Below are 20,478 nucleotides of genomic sequence, written 5' to 3'. Positions count from 1 at the left end.
CGAGCCTGCGCCATGCATTGCGACGTTCTCTGGCACAACGCGCAGCTGATGACCCTGGACGCCGGCGATGGTGGCCTGGGCATCGTGGACGATGGCGTGATCGCCTGTCGGGACGGCCGCATCGTGTATGCCGGCGCTGCGGCGCAGGCGCCCGCGCTTGAAGCCGATAGCACTCACGATTGCCAGCGGCGCTGGATCAGCCCGGGCCTGATCGATTGCCACACCCATCTGGTGTATGCGGGTAATCGCGCCAACGAATTCGAACAACGCCTGCGCGGCGCCAGCTATGCGCAGATCGCCGCGGCCGGTGGCGGCATCATGGCCACCGTGCGCGCCACCCGCGCCGCAGACGATGCCGCGTTGCTCGCCGCCAGCCTGCCGCGTCTGGATGCCATGCTTGCCGAGGGTGTGACCACGCTGGAAATCAAATCCGGCTACGGGCTCACGCTGAAGGACGAGACCAAGCAACTGCGCGTGGCGCAGCAGCTCGCAACGCTGCGGCGGGTCGAAGTCGTGCCGACCTTTCTCGGCGCGCACGCGGTCCCGCCGGGGAGCGATGCGCAGCAGTACATCGATGCGGTCTGCACGCAGATGATTCCGGCAATTGCATCGCAGGGGCTTGCCGAAGCGGTCGACGTGTTCTGCGAGCACCTGGCGTTCTCGCCCGCACAGGCCGAACAGGTGTTTATCGCCGCGCAGGCGCAGGGCTTGCGCGTCAAGATCCATGCCGAGCAATTGAGCAACCAGCACGGCGCAGCACTGGCCGCGCGCTACGGCGCGTTGTCGGCCGACCACATCGAGTATCTGGACCAGGCCGGCGTCGATGCGATGGCCGCTGCCAGCACCGTGGCGGTGTTGCTGCCCGGCGCGTTCTATTTCACCCGCGATACCCAGCTGCCGCCGATCGCTGCGCTGCGGGCGGCCGGTGTGCCGCTGGCGCTGGCTACCGATTGCAATCCGGGTACTTCACCGCTGACCAGCCCGTTGCTGGCGATGAACATGGCGGCCACGTTGTTCCGGATGACGGTGGACGAATGCATCGCCGGTTTCACCCGCGAAGCGGCGCGTGCGCTGGGCCGCAGTGCGCGACTTGGCCGGCTGCGCGCCGGCATGGACTGCGACCTGGCGATCTGGGACATCGACGCGCCGGCCGACCTGGTCTATCGCATGGGCTTCAACCCTCTTCATGCCCGCATCTGGCGCGGGCATTCGACCTGATTGTTCGTGGAGTTGTCATGAGTGCTTCTGTTGTGTTGCAACCCGGCCAGGTAACGCTGGCGCAGTGGCGTGCGCTGTATCGCGGCGCCGATGTGGCGCTGGACGCTGCGTGTGCGGCCGCGGTGCTGCGCAGCGCGCAGACGGTGGAGGCGATCGTCGCGCGCGGAGAGCCGGTCTATGGGGTCAACACCGGCTTCGGCAAGCTGGCCAGCGTGCGCATCGAGCGCGAAGACCTGCAGACCCTGCAGCGCAATATCGTGTTGTCGCATGCGGCCGGCGTCGGCGAGCCCACGCCGGTGCCGGTGGTGCGGCTGATGATGGCGCTCAAGCTCACCAGCCTTGCCCAGGGCGCTTCCGGCGTGCAACCGGGCACGCTGGCGTTGCTGGAAGCGATGCTGCGTGCGGGCATCACGCCGGTGGTGCCGTGCCAGGGATCGGTCGGCGCCTCCGGCGATCTGGCACCGCTGTCGCATCTGGCCGCGGTGATGATCGGCGTTGGCGAAGCCTTCGTCGGCGACAAGCGCCTGCCAGCCGCGGACGCGCTCGCGCAGGCGCAGTTGCAGCCACGCGTGCTCGGCGCAAAGGAAGGCTTGGCGCTGCTCAATGGCACGCAATTTTCCACTGCCTGCGCGCTGGCCGGCTTGTTCGAGATCGAAACCGTATTGCAGGCCGCCCTGGTGACCGGCGCGCTGTCGGTGGAAGCGGCAAAAGGCTCGGATACGCCGTTCGACCCGCGCATCCATGCCTTACGCGGGCAACCGGGGCAGATCGCCACTGCAACTGCCTTACGCGCCTTGATGGCCAACTCGGCGATTCGCGAATCGCATCGCCTCGGCGATGTGCGCATACAGGATCCGTATTGCCTGCGTTGCCAACCGCAGGTGATGGGCGCGGCGCTGGACATCATGCGGCAGGCCGCGCGCACGCTGGACATCGAAGCCAATGGCGTCACCGATAATCCGTTGGTCTTCAGCGATACCGGCGAGGCCTTGTCTGGCGGCAATTTCCACGCCCAGCCGGTGGCGTTCGCTGCCGACATGCTGGCGATGGCGGTATGCGAAATCGGCTCGATCAGCGAACGTCGTACCGCGATGCTGGTCGACCCGGCGTTGTCTGGTCTGCCGGCGTTTCTCACCCCGCGCCCGGGCCTGAATTCCGGTTTCATGATTCCGCAGGTCACCGCGGCGGCGTTGGTGTCGGAAAACAAGCAGCGCGCGTATCCGGCCAGCGTCGATTCGATCCCGACCTCGGCCAATCAGGAAGATCATGTGTCGATGGCGGCGCATGGCGCGCGACGTCTGCTGGCCATGGCAGAAAATGCCGCGCACGTCATCGGCATCGAGTTGTTGGCAGCGGTGCAAGGCTGCGATTTCCATGCACCGCTGCGCTCCAGCACTGCGCTGGAAGCGGCACGCGCGCTGTTGCGTGCGCAGGTACCCATGCTGCAGGACGATCGCTATTTCCACCCAGACATGCTGGCAGCCAGTGCGCTGGTACGCTCGGGCGCCTTGGCCAACGCAGTGGCGATCGCGCTGCCGGGTGTGGAGCAGGACGCATGATGCGGCGGGTTGCACATGACTTGCGCAGCGCCATGGCGCCGCGCGGTGCATGGGCTGGTAGCGCGGCATATGCACGCGAGACGGCTGCGTCGTGCACCCAGCAGCACAATGATCTTTATGCGTATCGCTGGCATAGCTTGCTCGCTGCTACGCGCGCGAAAGGAGCGCAGCGATGAACACCCTGCCCGATTGGTTGGAAGTACATCGCGGCGACGCGCCGTTGCTTGTCAGCTTTCCGCACACTGGCACCGAGCTACCCGACACGGTGGCCGACCAGTTCATGTCGCCGTGGCTGGCACGCCGCGACGCCGATTGGTGGGTGCACCAGGTATACGACTTCGCACAGGCGATGGGTGCCACGACGGTGCGCACCGCCATCTCGCGCTCGGTCATCGACGTCAACCGCGACCCGAGCGGCGCATCGCTGTATCCGGGCCAGAACACCACCGGCCTGTGTCCGCTGACCACCTTCGACAATCAGCCGCTGTATGCCGATGGGCAGGCGCCGGATCAGGCGCAGATCGATCTGCGTCGCACGCACTGGTTCGACCCGTATCACGCGGCACTCGCCGAGGAGATCGCGCGCCTGCGTCAGCAACACGCAACCATCGTGGTGTACGACGCGCACTCGATCCGCTCTTTTATTCCACACTTGTTCGACGGCGAGTTGCCGCAGTTCAACATCGGCAGCAACGACGATCGCAGCTGCGATCCGGCCCTGGCCGACGCGGTGGAACAGCTGTGCCGCAGCAGCGGCTCCAGCACCGTGCGCAACGGGCGCTTCAAGGGCGGCTGGATCACCCGCCACTACGCGCAACCCGAGCAGGGCGTGCACACCCTGCAGATGGAACTGGCCTGCCGCGGCTACATGCGCGAGCCGGACACCATCACCCCCGACAACTGGCCTACGCCGTGGCAGCCGGTGCACGCCGCCGCGTTGCGTGCAGTGCTGCGGCATGTGCTGCTGGCCTGCCTGCAGTTCGCCACTGCGCCCTTATCCGACACCGCGCCGCACGCGGCCAACCGTTGATTGCAAGGAACCCGGCATGACCCGTCACGATGCAACCCGCGTCATCCGCGCCGCCACCGGCACCACGCTCACCGCCAAGAGCTGGCTCACCGAAGCGCCGCTGCGCATGTTGATGAATAACCTGGACCCGGATGTAGCCGAGCGCCCGCAGGAACTGGTGGTGTATGGCGGCATCGGCCGCGCCGCGCGCGACTGGGAATCCTTCGATGCGATCGTGGCCGCACTCACCCGCCTGGACGACGACCAAACCTTGCTGGTGCAATCGGGCAAGCCGGTCGGCGTGTTCCGCACCCATGTCGACGCACCGCGCGTGCTGATCGCCAACTCCAACCTGGTGCCGCGCTGGGCCACCTGGGACCACTTCAACGAACTCGATAAAAAGGGTCTGGCGATGTATGGCCAGATGACCGCCGGCAGCTGGATCTACATCGGCGCGCAAGGCATCGTGCAAGGCACCTACGAAACCTTCGTGGAGATGGGCCGCCAGCATTACGGCGGCAGCCTGGCCGGCAAGTGGCTGTTCACCGGCGGCCTTGGCGGCATGGGTGGCGCGCAGCCGCTGGCCGCGGTGATGGCCGGCGCCTCGTGCCTGGCGGTGGAGTGCCGCCGTTCCAGCATCGACATGCGCCTGCGCACCGGCTATCTGGACACCTGGACCGACTCGCTGGACGAAGCGCTACGCCTGATCGAGGAATCCTGCACGGCGAAGAAGCCGATGTCGGTCGGCCTGCTCGGCAATGTCGCCGACGTGCTGGACGAACTGCTGCTACGCGGGATCAAGCCTGACCTGCTGACCGACCAAACCTCCGCGCACGACCCGGTCAACGGCTATTTGCCGCAAGGCTGGAGCGTGGAAGAGTGGGACGCAAAACGCGTCAGCGCGCCCAAGGAAGTGGACGCCGCCGCACGCGAGGCGATGGCCAACCATATCCGCGCCATGCTCACCTTCCACGCGCTCGGCGTGCCCACCGTGGACTACGGCAATAACCTGCGCCAGATGGCGCTTGAGCAAGGCGTGTCCGACGCGTTCGACTTCCCCGGCTTCGTGCCCGCCTACATCCGCCCGCTGTTCTGTCGCGGCATCGGCCCGTTCCGCTGGGTGGCGCTCAGCGGCGACCCGGAAGACATCGCCAAGACCGATGCCAAGGTCAAGGAATTGATTCCCGACGATGCGCATCTGCATCGCTGGCTGGACATGGCCGCCGAAAAAATTGCCTTCCAGGGCCTGCCCGCGCGCATCTGCTGGGTCGGCCTGGGCGACCGTCACCGGCTTGGCCTGGCCTTCAACGCGATGGTGCGCAGCGGTGAATTGAAAGCCCCGGTGGTGATCGGCCGCGACCATCTGGATTCGGGCAGCGTCGCCTCGCCGAACCGCGAGACCGAAGCGATGGCCGACGGCTCCGATGCGGTGTCCGACTGGCCGTTGCTCAATGCCCTGCTCAATACCGCCAGCGGCGCGACCTGGGTCTCGCTGCACCACGGCGGCGGCGTCGGCATGGGCTTCTCGCAACACGCCGGCATGGTCATCGTCTGCGATGGCAGCGAAGCGGCCGACAAGCGCATCGAACACGTACTCTGGAACGACCCCGCCACCGGCGTGATGCGCCACGCCGATGCCGGGTATGCGATCGCAACCGAGTGTGCGCGCGAGAAAGGATTGGATTTGCCGGCGATTCTGATCTGAAGTTGCGCGATAAAACGAATGCCGCGTGCTGATTGGACGAATGCACGTGTAAGCGACCGAATGCGCCTGCCACCACACGGTGGCAGCAGCGCTTGAGCCTGCATGCTGCATGCGCACCGCCGCTGCTGTCTCCAATGCGCCATAGCCTGCCAAGCTGGCAACGTTCGGCAATCTTCGCGCCTCTGGGCGATAAAGCTTGCATGTCGTGGATGCAGCGCACTGGCTCACACGAGGCGATTATGCATTTGCTGATCAACCGCCAATCTCGGCCTGCGTCGCCGTTGTTCAGCTCGATACACATGGTGACCTCTGTCACGATTGCTACAGCGGTGAAATGAAGCGATGACGCGCAATGCGCCGATCGACTAGGCTTGCAGCTGGTCAGATGCTGGGGGGTGCTCTGACCGTGGCAACTTCGCACCACATAGCAACATCGCGCCAGTTCAGGCGCGCGGTTTTTTCGCATGGATCACACTGAGAGCCCCCACTCATGCAGCAGGAACAGCGCATCGATTCGTTGACCGGTATTCGCGGCCTTGCCGCCTTGCTGGTGGTCTACGCACATCTGGCTGAAGAAAAATTCTTCACCGACACCCACCTTTATCCCGGTGAGATGGGCGTCATGGTGTTCTTCACCTTGAGCGGATTTTTGATGGCGTTTCTTTACGGCGAAAAAGAAGCCAACTACGGCTCGGTGGCCCGTTATGCGATTTCAAGGTTCTCGCGCATTGCGCCAGCCTATCTCACAGTTGTGCTGGCTTCGTACCTGATCTACAACCTGATCGACCCGCAGTTTGTGTATGCCATCAGCCACAGCAACCTGCTCCGTCACCTGTTGTTTTCAGGCAATGTCTCCGCGCTATGGAGCATTCCGCCGGAAGTTCAGTTCTACGTGATCTTCGTCGGCATCTGGTTCTCGTTGCGTGCTTTCCACAACAAGAACAATGTTGCATTAATGGTGGCGGTGCTCGGCACCATCATGGTGCTTATCGCCTACCGAGAGGAACTGCCCGGTACGTTTGTCGGATCGAAAATTCATTATTTTCTGGCGGGCGTGGTGTTTGGACTGATACGCAGCCGCGTGAATGCCAGTGGCAACATGACCACGCTGGCGATCCTGCAGGCAGCGGTCATCGGACTGATATCGCTGGTGATCCTCGGTGTGATCGATGTGGATCTTGGCTCCAAACGCGAGCTCTATCTCACGCTTGAGACGGCGGGCTTCTCCGGCATCTTTGTCTTCCTGTTCTCCTTCGATACCGGCCTCAGCAAGCGTCTGCTCGGCAACCGCTTCATGATGCTCAGCGGCGAATGCAGCTTTTCGATGTATCTGCTGAACATTCCGATGATCTATGCCGCGCTGGCGGTGATGGATGGCATGCCACCGAGGCCGGTCCTGGCGGTACCCATCATTGCGATCACGATCGCTGCGGCGTGGGCCATGTATCGACTGGTCGAAATGCCCGGGAACACCCTGCTGCGCCGGCTGGGCAATCGCCTGCTGCTACGCCCCGCGTCGGCGCCGGTGCTACCGCCCAATCCTCCCACGACACTGGCAACACAGGCGTCGCCTGGTACGCCTACGCAGCCCTGACACTTGCCCACTGTTTGCCGCCCTACGACGTACGCCTCCTGACCGGAGGCGTTTACGTTTAGAGCGGCTGGCAAACGACGGGGTGCCCAGATGGCGGGCACAGCCAGTGCGCGGAAGTGGCATAGCTCGCCCGTCTACTGCGGTTGCGCTGCGCCCTCCACATCTGCCTGACAGCCGCCCGCCAGGTGGTAGCGCTGACAACCAACGCGGCCAGATGGTGGCTATTGGGTCACTGAGCCGGTTGTCTGTCCACGATTGCCCTCAAGAACATCGTTGCCAAGCCGACAAGGTATGCAACGTTTCGAGGAATCCTCATGGGCATCCTGATCTACCTGGTGCCTGCTTTCGCACTCTGGGCGCTTATCGCCACGGGGCTGGCGTTCGTGCGTGGGCGCCAGCTCGCTGCCGAGTACGGGCAGCACGCCAGTACCCAGGACAGTCTTGCGCGCTATCAGGCGGCGCTGTCGCAGCTCAAGGCACGCGCTGCGGCCACCACGCTGGAGCTGGAATCGTTGCAGCGCAGTTACACCGTGCTCAAGCAGTCGCTGGAGCAGCATGAACAAAACGCCGTAGAACAGCAGCGCCCAGAGGTCCCCGAGCAAGTGATTCCGATGGTCATGGTGCAGCGTCTGGATATCGCCAACGAGATCGGCACGCTGTTTGCCCATGTCGCGCGCGTCGCACGCAGCCTGCGTCGCTACAGCGCCTATAGCCGCGGTCACAATGCGCCCGAGCCCAGCACGGCGCGCTACGATCTGCATTGGCTGGCCGACTGCCTGCACAGCTTCGATCAGGTTGGCCACGCGCTGGTGCGCGGCAATATCGCGGCATTGATCACCGCCTGCCAGGATCTGCTGTCGATGTACGAGCACTATCTGAAGGATGGCTCCGGCTACAACAGCCGCGACACCTTCCAGCGCTTGAGCAGCGATGTGCCGCTGTCGGAGGCCACCGACGCGATTCGCTCGATCATCGTCAAGGCGACGCTGGCGCAGGATGTGCAGGACGCGGTGCAGGACGATGAGGCGGCCGTGGCGGTGGCAGCGGAGCAATGATTCGGGAATCAGGAATCGGGAATCGGGAATCGGGAATCGGGAATCGCAAAAGCGTGTGATCGGGGAACTGCTGGGTCAACTCGCCTGCATGCATTCAAAGCATTGAAACTGCGCTTCGCTAGCACATAAAAAAACGCGCCGTTATCGGCGCGTTTTTGTTTCCACTTCCAGCACTAATGCTGCGGTAATGCGTAGGCGATCAACGCATCGCCGGCCGGGGTTTCCATGAAGTGGTGGCCGCCGGCCATGATCACCAGGTACTCGCGGCCGCCGTAGGAATACACCATCGGGTTGGCTTGCCCGCCGGCTGGCAACTTGGCGTGCCAGAGTTCCTTGCCGGTGGCCAGGTCGATGGCGCGGATCAGGTCGTCGGTGGCTGCCGCAATGAAGATCAAACCACCGGCCGTCACCACAGAACCACCGTTGTTCGGTGTGCCGATCTCGATCGGCAGGCCGGAGCGGATGCCGAACGGGCCATTGCCGCGTGCACTGCCGAACGGCCGGTCCCACAGCGTCTTGCCGCTGGCCAGGTCGATGGCGCGGATGCCGCCATACGGCGGTTCCTTGCACAACAGCTTGGTAAACGGCAGCCGCCAGCCGGCATTGACGTTGATCGCATACGGCGTGCCGGCCTGCGGGTCGCCCGCGCCTTCTGCGCCGCCTGCATCGCCGCGGACCTGGTCGCGCGGCGCCCAGCCCAGCTTGTCGGCCTTGGCACGCGGTACCAGCAGGTTGTAGTTCGGCATGTCGTTGTAATTGGCCACGATCACCCCGTGCTGCGGATCCACCGCCACGCTGCCCCAATCCGAGCCGCCGTTGTAACCGGGATACTCGATCGAATGCCGATCGGCTTCCGGTGGCGTGTAGATGCCCTTGTAGCTGGCCTTGCGGAACTGGAGACGACACACCAATTGGTCGATCGGGGCCATGCCCCACATATCGCGCTCGGTCAGATCCGGCTTGCGCAACGTGTGATACAGCGAAAACGGCTGGGTCTTGGCGCGCATCTGCGGCTCCACGCCACCGCCGGGCACCGCACGTTCTTCCACGCCAACCAGCGGCTTGCCGGTGCGCCGATCCAGCACATACAACTCGCCCTGCTTGCTCGGCAGCAACACTGCCGGCACATTGACGCCGTCCTTGGGGAAGTCGATCAGGCTCGGCTGCGAACCCAGGTCGTAATCCCACGCGTCGATATGCGTGGTCTGGAAATTCCACACCGGCTTGCCGGTGGTGCCGTCCAGCGCCACCAGCGAGGTGGCGTAGCGATTCTCCTGTGGCGTGCGCGAGCTGCTCCAGTAATCGGCAGTGGAATTGCCCATCGGCAGGTACACATACCCTAATTGCTCGTCCGCAGCGGCGGTGGTCCACATATTGGGCGTGCCAGGCGTCCAATTCTGGCCCGGCGGCGGTGCGCCATCCCAGTCCGGATGCGTCATGTCCCAGGCCCAGCGCAATTTACCGGTCACCGCATCGAAGCCTTCGATCACACCGGACGGCTCGTAACGCTTCTGCCCATCCAGCACCTGATGCCCGGTGACGACCACCCCGCGCACGATCGCCGGCGGCGAATTGATCGACACATAGCCAGGCGGCGTGTCGCCCATGCCGGCCGTGATATCGACCTGCCCATTGCTGCCGAAGTCCGGGCACAGCTCACCGCTGCGTGCGTCCAGCGCAATCAGGCGCCCATCCAGCGTGCCTTCGATCACCCGCGTGCGGCACAGCGCCGAGCCATTGGATGCCACTTCGGCAGCGCCGGCGTTGGCTGCCGCCGGCACCTCGTAATACGACACGCCACGACACGCGGCGGTATACGGAATCGCCTCGTCCTTGACCTTGGGGTCGTAGCGCCAACGCTGCTTGCCGCTGGACGCATCCAGCGCAATCACCTGGTTGCGCGCAGTGCACAGGTACAGGCTGTCGCCCACCTTCAACGGTGTGGTTTCCGCGCCCCAGCGCTTGCTCGGCAGATCGCCGGTATGAAAAACCCAGGCCTGCTGCAGCTGTGCGACGTTGTCGCGGTTGATCTGTTGCAGCGGCGAATAGCGCTGACCTGCCTGGCTACGCCCGTACGCCGCCCAATCGCCATCTGCGGGCGCGTTGGCCGGTTGCGCATCGGTCGTTGCAGATGCTGCCGGTGCACTGCGATTGACCAGACCACCGGCCGTCCCGGCGGCATGCGCCAGCGCGCCATCGGCCTCGGTGACGCCGTGCGGAATGAACGCCAGCACGAACGCGACCACAAACACTGCGGCCAATATGCCTGCCACGCTGCGCGACACCGCGCGCGATACCGGTCGTTGCAACTTGGGCAACAGCAGCGCGAGCACGAACGCCAGGCCCACGATCAGGCCCAGGCGCGGCACCCAACGCCAGTAATCGCTGCCCGACTCCCACCACGTCCACAGCAGCGAGCCGGCCACCACGGCTGCAAACCACCCCGCACCCGCGTTGCGGCCACGGAACAGCAACACGCCAGCGATCAGCATCGCCGCACCGGCTGGTGCGTAATACCAGGAGCCATCCAGCGCGGCCAACCACACGCCACCGGCCAGCAACACCGCACCCAGCACGGCAATCACGCCTCCCAATATCGCAAGCGCCCAATGGCCGCGACCGGAAGGACGATCCACATTCGTCATCAGTTGTTCCTCTTCGACTCAGCGACGACGCAACGCCGCCGCACCGCCAATCACCTTCGACCTGCGCCGGTGAAAGCACCGCGTTTTTCGCAGTGGGGGCGCTTAAACACTGCGTTGCACATGTCATCGCCTGCAATAAAACGAGCGCGCAATAAACAAAATGCAATAAAAAACGCCGGCATTGCCGGCGTTTTCGTTCAACTGCAGCGATGACGCTAGCCGATCATTCTTCAGTTGCCGGCGGCAGCGCGATGGACTCGGCGGTTGCGCTCGCCTCTTCCACTACGTCGTCCACTTCATCCAGCGATGCGTCCAGGCGTTCGACCGCCTGCAACTTCTCGCCCTTGGACAGACGGATCAATGTCACACCCTGCGTGTTGCGACCCACGCGCGAAATTTCCGAACCGCGTGTGCGCACCAGGGTGCCGCCATCGGAGATCAGCAGCACTTCGTCGGTGGCGCCCAGCAGTACCGCACGCACCAGCTTGCCGTTGCGCTCGCTGGTCTGGATACCGATCACGCCCTGCGTGCCGCGTCCCTTGCGTGGGTATTCGGACAGCGGAGTGCGCTTGCCGTAGCCCTTCTCGGTGGCGGTGAGGATGTAGGCCATATCGTCGCTCTCGGCGACGTCGATCACCGCCGCATCGGCGCCGTCTGCGCTATCGACGACGTCGTCGGCACCTTCTTCATCGGACTCTGTCTCGATCCCACCCGCCGGGTCGGACACGATCAGGCTGACCACTTCCTCGCCCTTGGGCATGCGGATACCACGCACGCCGGTGGCGGTACGGCCCATCGAACGCACGGTGGACTCGCCAAAGCGCACGGTCTTGCCGTTGGAGGCGAACAACAATACGTCGCGATCGCCATCGGTCAGCGCAACGCCGACCAGCGCGTCGCCATCGTCCAGATTGATCGCGATCTTGCCGCGCGCCAGACGGAAGGCGAATTCGCTGAGCGGGGTCTTCTTGACGGTACCGTTGCGGGTGGCGAAGAACACATAGCGGTTGTCGGCGTATTCGCGCACCGGCAACACCGCCTGCACCCGCTCGCCGGATTCCAGCGGAATCCAGTTGATGATCGGGCGGCCACGCGCATTGGAGCCGGCTTCCGGCAACTGATGCACCGGCAGCCAGAACACCTTGCCGCTGCTGGTGAAGGTCAGCAACGTGTCGTGCGTGTTGACCAGCCACAGCTGATCGATGAAATCTTCTTCCTTGGTCGCTGCGGCAGAACGGCCACGCCCGCCACGCCGCTGCGCGCGATACGCGCTCACCGGCTGACGCTTGGCATAACCGGCGTGCGACAAGGTCACCACAACGTCTTCCGGCGCGATCAGATCGAGAATATCCAGATCTTCTTCGCTGTGACGGATCTCGGTGCGGCGCTCGTCGCCGTACTCTTCGCGGATGTTGATCAGCTCGTCGCGGATCACCTGCAGCAGCACATCGGGGTTTTCCAGGATGCGGATCAGGCCCTGGATGACCTCGAGCAACTGCTTGTACTCGTCGGTCAGCTTTTCCTGTTCCAACCCGGTCAGGCGATGCAGACGCATTTCCAAAATCTGCGAGGCCTGCACTTCGCTGAGTTGATAGAAGCCGTTGGCCAGGCCCACGCCCGGCGCCAGATCTTCCGGCTTGGACGCTTCGGCACCGGCGGCACCCAGCAGCGCACCGACCAGACCGGGTTCCCAGGTCTTGGCGAGCATGCGCTCGCGCGCTTCCTGCGGGTTGGCCGAGGTCTTGATCAACTCGATCATTTCATCGATGTTGGCCAACGCAACGGTCAGGCCTTCCAGTACATGCGCACGCGCACGCGCCTTGCGCAGTTCGTAGATGGTGCGGCGGGTGACCACTTCGCGGCGGTGGCGGATGAACGCCTGCAGCATCTGCTTGAGGTTCATCAACTGCGGGCGGCCGTCGATCAGCGCCACCATGTTGATGCCGAACACCGACTCCATCTGGGTCTGCTGGTACAGGTTGTTGAGCACAACCTCGGCCGACTCGCCGCGCTTGATTTCGATGTAGATGCGCATGCCGTCCTTGTCGGACTCATCGCGCAGCTCGCTGATGCCTTCGAGCTTCTTTTCCTTGACCAGCTCGGCGATCTTTTCGATCAACCGCGCCTTGTTGACCTGGTACGGGATCTCGGTGACGACAATCGCCTCGCGGCCATTGTCGGCCACTTCCACATCGGCCTTGGCGCGGATGCGCACGCGGCCACGGCCGGTGCGGTAGCCCGCGGCAATGCCGGCGGTGCCGTTGATGATGCCGGCAGTGGGGAAATCCGGGCCCGGGATGTACTCCATCAAGCCTTCGACATCCAGCTCGGGCGTATCGATCAACGCAATGCAGGCGTTGATCGCCTCGGTCAGATTGTGCGGCGGGATGTTGGTGGCCATGCCGACCGCGATACCGGCCGAACCGTTGACCAGCAGGCTCGGGAACCGGGTCGGCATGACCGTCGGTTCCAGTTCCTTTTCATCGTAATTGGGCTGGAAATCGACGGTTTCCTTGTCGATATCGGCCATCAGCTCATGCGCCAGCCGCGACATGCGCGACTCGGTGTAACGCATCGCCGCGGCGGAGTCGCCGTCGACCGAACCGAAGTTACCCTGGCCGTCCACCATCATGTAGCGCAGCGAGAACGGTTGCGCCATGCGCACCAACGTGTCGTACACCGACTGGTCGCCATGCGGATGGTATTTACCGATGACGTCGCCGACGATACGTGCCGACTTGAAATAGGCCTTGTTGCTGTGAGCGCCCAGCTCGTGCATCGCGAACAACACGCGGCGGTGCACAGGCTTGAGGCCATCACGGGCATCGGGGAGTGCGCGGCCAACGATCACGCTCATGGCGTAATCGAGATAGCTCTTGCGCATCTCGTCTTCCAGGTTGACCTGGATGATTTCCTTGGCGGTTTCTGCCATTCGGGTTCCGTAAGTGAGGTGGCGGGCGAGCCGGAAAGCCGCGTTGGGAGCGCCTTAGTCACAGGCTGCCGACCCCACGCTCCCGCCGATCGATTCAAGCCCCGGATTGTACCACGAAGGCGCTTCCCGATACCGTCGCTTTACGGCCAGAAACAAGCACTTGCAGGGATTTTGACGGGGCGTTGGCGGCAATCTTGCTGCCGGTCCGGCTCAGGCCCCGAAGGCGGCCTGCATTCGCGCCGGATCGGGCTGCTCGATCACCCCCCGTTCGGTGACGATGGCATCGATCAGCGCGCCCGGAGTAACGTCGAACACCGGGTTCCAGGCATGGATGCCCTCGGCCACCGTCCGCACCCCGCCCACGCCGAACAGCTCGCCTGGATCGCGCTGCTCGATCTCGATCTGATCGCCATCGCTGGTGGCCATGTCCACCGTCGACGACGGCGCCACCACCATGAACCTGACCCCGTGGTGGCGTGCGGCAATGGCCAGCTGGTAGGTGCCGATCTTGTTGGCGGTGTCGCCGTTGGCGCAGATACGGTCCGCACCGACGATCACCCATTGCACCAGGCCGGATTTCATCAGATGCGCCGCGGCCGAATCGGCGATCAGGGTGGCATCGATGCCATCCTGTTGCAGCTCCCACACGGTCAGGCGCGCGCCCTGCAGCCACGGCCGGGTTTCGCCGGCGAACACCTTGGCGATGCGTTGCTGCGCCATGCCGGCGCGGATCACGCCCAGCGCGGTACCGAAGCCGGCGGTGGCCAGCGAGCCGGTGTTGCAGTGAGTGAGCACGCTGCTGCCCGGGGCGATCAGCCCGGCACCCAGCGCGCCCATGTGGCGATTGGCAGCCAGATCCTCATCGGCGATGGCCTGTGCCTCGCGTGCGATCACCTCGCGCCAGTCGGCGCCGGCCGCGGCCAGCACACGGCGCATGCGCATCAACGCCCAGGCAAGATTGACCGCGGTCGGACGCGCCGCATTGAGCCGCAACAGCGCCGGTTCGAGTTTCTGCAGGGCCGCACTGCCATCGTCGGCAGCGATGTCGCGCGCAGCCAACACCACGCCCCAGCCGGCCGCGATACCGATCGCCGGCGCACCACGCACGGCTAGCGAATGGATGGCCTCGGCTACCGCATCGCTGCTCTCGCAGCGCACATGCTCCACCACGAAAGGCAGCTTGCGTTGGTCGAGCAGTTCCAGGGCATCGCCGGTCCACAGCAGGGGGCGGATGTGGTCGTAGCGGGCGTAATCAATATGGGCGCTGTCGTTCATCGCCCTATTGTAAGGCGCGCGCGTAGCCCAGTCAGTGACCGGCGATGCTCAGCCCGTCGTCCTAGCGCGGCAGTGCATCAAGCGCAAAAGCCTGGTTGGTCGAGGGTACGGTGCCCTCGCCGCTCACGGGACACGCCGCAGGTACGTCCCTGTAGGCTCGGTGGCGGCATCCATGCCGCCACGCGGTCCCGCAAGCGGCGAGGACACCGCACCGGACGGTTTGCTGATTGCGTTGGAAAGTTGCCGGTTGCTTTGCTGAAGCCTGCCCGTCGATCGCAATGCGCTGCGAAGCTGATCAAACGCGGCGTTATCCAAACAACACACCATGCCTTGTTTGCAACCGTGCACACCGACCATCTCCACTGGTCCTTGCCCGCTCACCGTCGCGGGACCTTACGCGGCATGGATGCCGCGTAAGAGCCTACAAGGACGTACTTGCGGCGTGTCCCGCGAGGGTGGGCGGGCAAGGGCCCTGCAGCCAAACCGCACATCAGCCGCCCTCTGCAGCGAAATCCAAGATTATTCACCCAGCAATAGACCACGCAGCAGGTTCGTCAGCCGCTCAGTCGACGATGAATTCGGCGCGGCAACCGTCGTTGACCCATACCCCATCGCGGCTCCAGCCCCAGGTCTGGCCTTCCACGCACGGCGTTCTGGAGATCTGCCGGCCCAGGCGCACCTTGCGCTCCACCGATACCCCACAGGTGCGGCGGGTGCTCTTCTTCGACTCGCAGGTCACCATGCGCGGCACCGCAACGAAACCGGACCCATCTTCGGCACCGACTTCGAACTCGCCGTCGCAACCGCGCGACACCCAGATTTCGTTGCGGCGCGTTCCCCAGGTGCGGCCTTCCTTGCATGGCCACATCGAGCGCTGACGCAGCAGGCGTACCGGCGCGCCGCGCAGCACTACAGGGCATGCCACCTTGCCGCCATTGGAGTCGCAGCGCACCACGCGCCGCATCAATGCAGCCGCCGGCGCGGTGGTGGCGAACTCGGCACGACAGCCCTGCTCTACCCATACCCCATCGCGGTCCACATCCCACTCGCTGCCGCGGATACAGCTGGTTTCGGAGAGCTGGCGTACCAGTTGTACGCCGCTGGCGACATCCATCGCGCAATGCACGCGGGCCAGGTCCTTGGATTCGCAACGCACCACGCCGGAGGCTCGCTCGGCGGCACGCGCATCGACGAGCATCAGCAGCGGCAGGCACCACAAACCGCATAAGCTGATCAGCCACTTCATGCCAACAATCCTCACCCGAAACGATCGACGTCGCGCCCCCGTGGACGTGAAGATGAGAGCATCATCGATGTGAAGATAGCAATACGGCGGCGATGACAACGCCATGGCAGCGCCATGCGATCGTCCTCGTTGCACTGGCGGGTGCAGGCGGTATGGGCTGCATTGAATGGGTGGCGCGAGATGGGCGTGCACGTTCATCGGCGCAGGTTCACTGCGACCTAGCGCGACGCGGGAATCGCACTCCCGCATGGGGTCAAGAGCGGCCAAGAAAACCTGACGAGTAGTCGTCAGCAGGCATGGGAAATGCGCTCAGAATCGGGGTGACGCGCGGCACGGGCGGTACGCACCGCATCGCGCACCGGCTGCATCCGCTTGGCGATGAGAGCAGCAGATTCATTGGCTACTCTTGGTGCCTGCTGCACCGCCATTCCCTGCCAACACCTCAGGCACGTGCGAAGTCGAAGGCCAGTACGTCGGCAATCTGCGTAGTGCCGCGCAAGGCCATCAACAGCCGATCCACCCCCACCGCCACGCCTGCGCAATCGGGCAGCTGCGACAGCACCGTCAGCAGTTGCTCATCCAGCGGCAGCTGCGGCAAGCCGCGCGCCGCACGCACCGCGTTGTCGCGGGTGAAGCGCGCGCGTTGCTCCGGGGCATCGTTCAATTCGTGGTAGCCGTTGGCCACCTCATAGCCGCCCAGATACAGCTCGAAGCGCTCGGCCACCGGCGGGCTGTCGTGACGGATGCGCGCCAGCGCGCATTGGCTGGCTGGCCAGTCGTGCACCACGGTCAGCGTCTGGCTGGCAAAGCCGGGCTGGATGCGATGGGTCATCAGCAGGTCCAGCCAATCGTCGCGCGTCAGTCCCTGCGGATCGATGGCAACGTCATGCAGCGCTGCACGCAGCGTGTCGACCGGGTCCAGCAACGGGTCGATGCCCAGGCGTTGCATGAACAGCTCGCGATACGTGAGCACCTGCACGCTCGCCTCGCGCTGCACCAGGGCAAGCGCGCGCTGCACCAGTGCGACGGTTTCCTGCGCCAACTTACGGTCGTCCCAACCCACCCGATACCACTCGAGCATGCTGAATTCCGGATTGTGCCGGCCGCCGGCTTCGCCGTTGCGGAACACGCGCCCCAGTTCGTAACAATCGCCCAGGCCGGCGGCGAGCAGGCGTTTGAGCGGATATTCCGGCGAGGTGCGCAGCCAGCGCAGCGGCGTACCAGCATCCACATGTCCGCTGAAGCGGGTGCTGAAACTTTCGATATTCGGCTCGGTGTTGCCGGCCTGCGACAGCACCGGAGTTTCCACTTCCAGCACGCTGCGCTCGGCAAAAAAGGCGCGAATGGCGGCATTGAGCTGAGCGCGCAAACGCAGCCCGGCCAGATCGAGTTGCGCTGCCGTCATGGCTGTTGGCCGTGCTCGCCCAGGAAGGCCAGCAGCCGCGCTTCGTCCCAGATGTCCACACCCAGCGATTGCGCCTTGTCGAGCTTGGAGCCGGCCTCCTCGCCGGCCACCAGGAACGCGGTTTTCTTGGAGACGCTGCCGGCCACCTTGGCGCCTAATGCTTCGAGCCGCTGTTTGGCGGCATCGCGCGTCAAGGCGGCCAAGGTGCCGGTGATCACGACCGTCTGGCCGTCCAAGGGGCCGGCCTGCACGGCCTCGGCGTCGGGCAGGCGCGCCAGCACTGTTTCCATCGCCTGTTGTGCCGATGTGGCGAGTGCCGCATTTTCCGGGCGATCCAGCCATTGCAGCAGCGCGGCGACCACTGGTGCGGGCACGCCGGCCTGCAATAACGCGTCGCTGCCGACAGTGCGCAGCGCATCGAACGACGGCACCGCCGCCGCCAGTTGCTGCGCGCGCACCGGCGTCACCTTGGGAATGTCCATGTCTTCCAGCACGCTGGCAAAACTCAAGGCATCGCGCAGCTTGGGCGATGGCGGATGTGCATCGCCGATGCGCACGCCACGTTGCAGCAAATCGTCGATGGCCTGCTGGTTGCCCGGCTGATCGAGGAAGTGCCCGAGCGAACGCGCCACTTCGCCACCGATATCGGGCACGCGCTTGAACAGTGGCCACGGCAGATGGCGAATCAGCTCCAGATCGCCGAACCACGCCGCCAAGGCCTTGGCCGTACTCTCGCCCACATGCTCGATGCCCAGTGCGAACAGAAAGCGCTCCAGCGTGGTGTCGCGGGATGTTTCGATCGCCTCGATCAGGTTCTCGGCCCATTTGGTGGCGATCTTGCGACGGTTCCAATCGAAGCTCGGCAGCCCTGCACGCAGCAGATCGGCCTGCCAGGTCTGCGGCGCCTCATGTTCGCCAGCCAGATCTACACCGATGCGCGCCACGGTGGTTTCGAGCTGCGCATACGCACCGGTTGCCAGATGCTCGCGCGCCTCGCGCAAGAACGCATGCGGACTGTCCGCGGTGCTGATCAGGCGCAGTTGCAGCAGTTGATCGACGTTGAGCAGATACAGATCGGCCACACCTTGCACCAGCCCGCTATCGACCAGCACCTCGATGAATTTCTCGCCCAGACCGTCGACATCCATCGCACGCCGCGACACGAAATGCCGAAACGCCTCCTTGCGCTGCGCCGGGCAGGTCAACTCGCCCGAGCACCGCCATACCGCCTGGCCTTCTTCGCGCACGATCTCCGACCCGCACACCGGGCACTGGGTGGGCATGCGCCATTCCTGCGTGCCCGGCGGGCGCTGGTCGGCGACCACGCCGGCCACTTCCGGAATCACATCGCCGGCACGGCGCACGATCACCGTATCGCCCACGCGCACATCCAGCCGCGCAATCTGGTCGGCGTTATGCAAGGTCGCGTTGGTGACGATCACGCCGGCCACATGTACCGGCTTCAGTCGCGCCACCGGCGTCGCCGCACCGGTACGCCCGATCTGGATCTCGATCGCCTCCACCGTGGTGGATTGCTCCTGCGCCGGGAATTTGTGCGCAATCGCCCAGCGCGGCGCGCGCGAGACAAACCCCATCTCACGCTGGCCGGCCAGATCGTCGAGCTTGTACACCACGCCATCGATATCGAAGGCCAGCCCATCGCGCGCCGCACCAATGCGTTGGTAGTACGCCAACAAACCCTCGCTGCCCTGTACCACTTCGACCAGCTGGCTGACCGGAAATCCCCAGTCGCGCAATTGCGCCAGGATGGCCGAATGCGTCTGCGGCAAGGCGCCGTCGCGCACTTCACCCACGCCATACGCAAAGAAACTCAACGGGCGCTGCGCAGTGATGCGCGCATCCAGCTGCCGCAGCGAACCGGCCGCACCATTGCGCGGATTGGCCAGTACCTTGCCGCCCTGCGCGCGCATCTGCGCGTTGTACGCCTCGAACGCGGCGCGCGGCATGTAGACCTCGCCGCGCACTTCCAGCACCTTCGGCCACCCCTGCCCGCGCAGGCGCAATGGAATCGCCTTGACCGTACGCAGATTGGCGCTGACATCTTCGCCGGTGGCGCCGTCGCCACGGGTCGCACCCTGCACGAATTCGCCGTCTTCGTAGCGCAGGCTGATCGCCAGGCCATCGAGCTTGGGTTCGGCCGAGAACACCGGCTGTTTGAGCTCCAACCGCTCGCTGATGCGACGCACGAACTCGCTCACTTCCTCATCGCTGAAGGCGTTGCCCAGCGACAACATCGGCAGCGCATGCCGCACTTCGGCAAAGCGCGACGCGGCCAGATGGCCCACCCGTTGCGTTGGCGAATCGGCAGCGGCCAGTGCCGGGTGCTCGGCTTCCAGCGCATCCAGCTCACGCATCAGGCGGTCGTAATCGACGTCGGCCATCTGCGGCTCGTCGAGCACGTGATAGCGGTAGTTCGCGTCTTCGATTCGACGACGTAAGGCATCGATGCGCTGAGCGGGATCCGGGCTGACAGTCATACGATCGCTGGGCTGGCACTGGGCCGCCCATTCTAACGGGCCATGCCGATGCGCAAGCGATGATACGCCTGACTCCGGCGCCCGATCTGGTGCCCCTGACCGGATCGACCGATCCAGGCAAGCGCGCAAGCCCAGAGGCGATGCCGCCGCCAGCGCCTGGGTCGCGACCGGCCAGCAAACCCGGCAGGATGTGCCCGCGCGTGGTTGGGCGCGATGGGCGCGCCGGACCACCGGATCTGCCCGCTGACGGCCGACAGCTTGCCGCCCGGAGATTTCCCGATAGGCAGACCGGCACAAACCCGCTAGCGTGGCGCCCTCTTCGCCGTCCCCGTCTGGA

12 protein-coding genes are annotated in these 20,478 nt (G+C 64.7%); 6 read left to right on the top strand and 6 right to left on the bottom strand.

What is annotated here, in order from left to right; genetic code table 11:
- Positions 1-12 precede the first annotated feature (12 nt).
- From hutI to ACCQ06_RS09635, 6 genes are all read left to right on the top strand, one after another.
- Positions 13-1,218, top strand: coding sequence for an imidazolonepropionase (hutI, locus tag ACCQ06_RS09660; protein ID WP_316692054.1), 1,206 nt, complete (start codon positions 13-15; stop codon positions 1,216-1,218).
- A 17-nt stretch (positions 1,219-1,235) separates the two neighbouring features.
- Positions 1,236-2,777, top strand: coding sequence for a histidine ammonia-lyase (gene hutH, locus ACCQ06_RS09655; protein WP_316692052.1), 1,542 nt, complete (start codon positions 1,236-1,238; stop codon positions 2,775-2,777).
- A gap of 172 nt (positions 2,778-2,949) precedes the next feature.
- Complete coding sequence (gene hutG, locus ACCQ06_RS09650) at positions 2,950-3,807, top strand: N-formylglutamate deformylase (RefSeq protein WP_316692051.1); 858 nt, start codon at positions 2,950-2,952, stop codon at positions 3,805-3,807.
- Positions 3,808-3,823: 16 nt separating this feature from the next.
- Positions 3,824-5,491: a urocanate hydratase gene (hutU, locus tag ACCQ06_RS09645; RefSeq protein WP_228323430.1), complete on the top strand. Its 1,668-nt coding sequence runs from the start codon at positions 3,824-3,826 to the stop codon at positions 5,489-5,491.
- Positions 5,492-5,981: 490 nt separating this feature from the next.
- Positions 5,982-7,085, top strand: coding sequence for an acyltransferase family protein (locus tag ACCQ06_RS09640; protein WP_228323431.1), 1,104 nt, complete (start codon positions 5,982-5,984; stop codon positions 7,083-7,085).
- Between the two features lie 314 nt (positions 7,086-7,399).
- Entirely contained in the window at positions 7,400-8,140 is a 741-nt protein-coding gene (locus ACCQ06_RS09635) for a hypothetical protein (RefSeq protein ID WP_316692048.1), read from the top strand.
- Between the two features lie 173 nt (positions 8,141-8,313).
- Here ACCQ06_RS09635 and ACCQ06_RS09630 read toward each other — a convergent pair whose 3' ends face one another.
- From ACCQ06_RS09630 to ligA, 6 genes are all read right to left on the bottom strand, one after another.
- Positions 8,314-10,785 carry a membrane-bound PQQ-dependent dehydrogenase, glucose/quinate/shikimate family gene (locus tag ACCQ06_RS09630; protein ID WP_316692046.1) on the bottom strand — a complete coding sequence of 824 codons (2,472 nt, stop codon included), beginning with the start codon at positions 10,783-10,785 and terminating at the stop codon, positions 8,314-8,316.
- A 223-nt stretch (positions 10,786-11,008) separates the two neighbouring features.
- Positions 11,009-13,717 (bottom strand): DNA gyrase subunit A, encoded by a 2,709-nt coding sequence (gyrA, locus tag ACCQ06_RS09625; protein ID WP_104617187.1) that lies wholly within the window; start codon positions 13,715-13,717, stop codon positions 11,009-11,011.
- A gap of 210 nt (positions 13,718-13,927) precedes the next feature.
- On the bottom strand, positions 13,928-14,992 hold the full coding sequence (mtnA, locus tag ACCQ06_RS09620; RefSeq protein ID WP_316692044.1) for an S-methyl-5-thioribose-1-phosphate isomerase: 1,065 nt from the start codon (positions 14,990-14,992) through the stop codon (positions 13,928-13,930).
- 562 nt (positions 14,993-15,554) lie between these two features.
- Positions 15,555-16,238: a DUF3011 domain-containing protein gene (locus ACCQ06_RS09615; protein ID WP_316692042.1), complete on the bottom strand. Its 684-nt coding sequence runs from the start codon at positions 16,236-16,238 to the stop codon at positions 15,555-15,557.
- A gap of 442 nt (positions 16,239-16,680) precedes the next feature.
- Complete coding sequence (gene epmA / locus ACCQ06_RS09610) at positions 16,681-17,643, bottom strand: EF-P lysine aminoacylase EpmA (protein WP_316692040.1); 963 nt, start codon at positions 17,641-17,643, stop codon at positions 16,681-16,683.
- Complete coding sequence (gene ligA / locus ACCQ06_RS09605) at positions 17,640-20,141, bottom strand: NAD-dependent DNA ligase LigA (protein ID WP_316692038.1); 2,502 nt, start codon at positions 20,139-20,141, stop codon at positions 17,640-17,642. Before ligA ends, epmA begins: the two co-directional genes overlap by 4 nt.
- Between the last annotated feature and the right edge of the window lie 337 nt (positions 20,142-20,478).

The sequence above is a fragment of the Xanthomonas sp. NCPPB 4467 genome (assembly GCF_041475665.2).
Lineage (GTDB): Bacteria > Pseudomonadota > Gammaproteobacteria > Xanthomonadales > Xanthomonadaceae > Xanthomonas > Xanthomonas dyei.
Note: the sequence above shows the minus strand (reverse complement) of the source record. Positions and strands in the feature narration are given on the sequence as shown.

Coding starts and splice junctions, on each gene's coding strand:
- hutI (WP_316692054.1), top strand. CDS start 13: ATGCATTGCGACGTTCTCTGGCACAACGCGCAGCTGATGACCCTGGAC.
- hutG (WP_316692051.1), top strand. CDS start 2,950: ATGAACACCCTGCCCGATTGGTTGGAAGTACATCGCGGCGACGCGCCG.
- ACCQ06_RS09630 (WP_316692046.1), bottom strand. CDS start 10,785: ATGACGAATGTGGATCGTCCTTCCGGTCGCGGCCATTGGGCGCTTGCG.
- hutH (WP_316692052.1), top strand. CDS start 1,236: ATGAGTGCTTCTGTTGTGTTGCAACCCGGCCAGGTAACGCTGGCGCAG.
- ACCQ06_RS09640 (WP_228323431.1), top strand. CDS start 5,982: ATGCAGCAGGAACAGCGCATCGATTCGTTGACCGGTATTCGCGGCCTT.
- ligA (WP_316692038.1), bottom strand. CDS start 20,141: ATGACTGTCAGCCCGGATCCCGCTCAGCGCATCGATGCCTTACGTCGT.
- gyrA (WP_104617187.1), bottom strand. CDS start 13,717: ATGGCAGAAACCGCCAAGGAAATCATCCAGGTCAACCTGGAAGACGAG.
- ACCQ06_RS09615 (WP_316692042.1), bottom strand. CDS start 16,238: ATGAAGTGGCTGATCAGCTTATGCGGTTTGTGGTGCCTGCCGCTGCTG.
- epmA (WP_316692040.1), bottom strand. CDS start 17,643: ATGACGGCAGCGCAACTCGATCTGGCCGGGCTGCGTTTGCGCGCTCAG.
- mtnA (WP_316692044.1), bottom strand. CDS start 14,992: ATGAACGACAGCGCCCATATTGATTACGCCCGCTACGACCACATCCGC.
- hutU (WP_228323430.1), top strand. CDS start 3,824: ATGACCCGTCACGATGCAACCCGCGTCATCCGCGCCGCCACCGGCACC.
- ACCQ06_RS09635 (WP_316692048.1), top strand. CDS start 7,400: ATGGGCATCCTGATCTACCTGGTGCCTGCTTTCGCACTCTGGGCGCTT.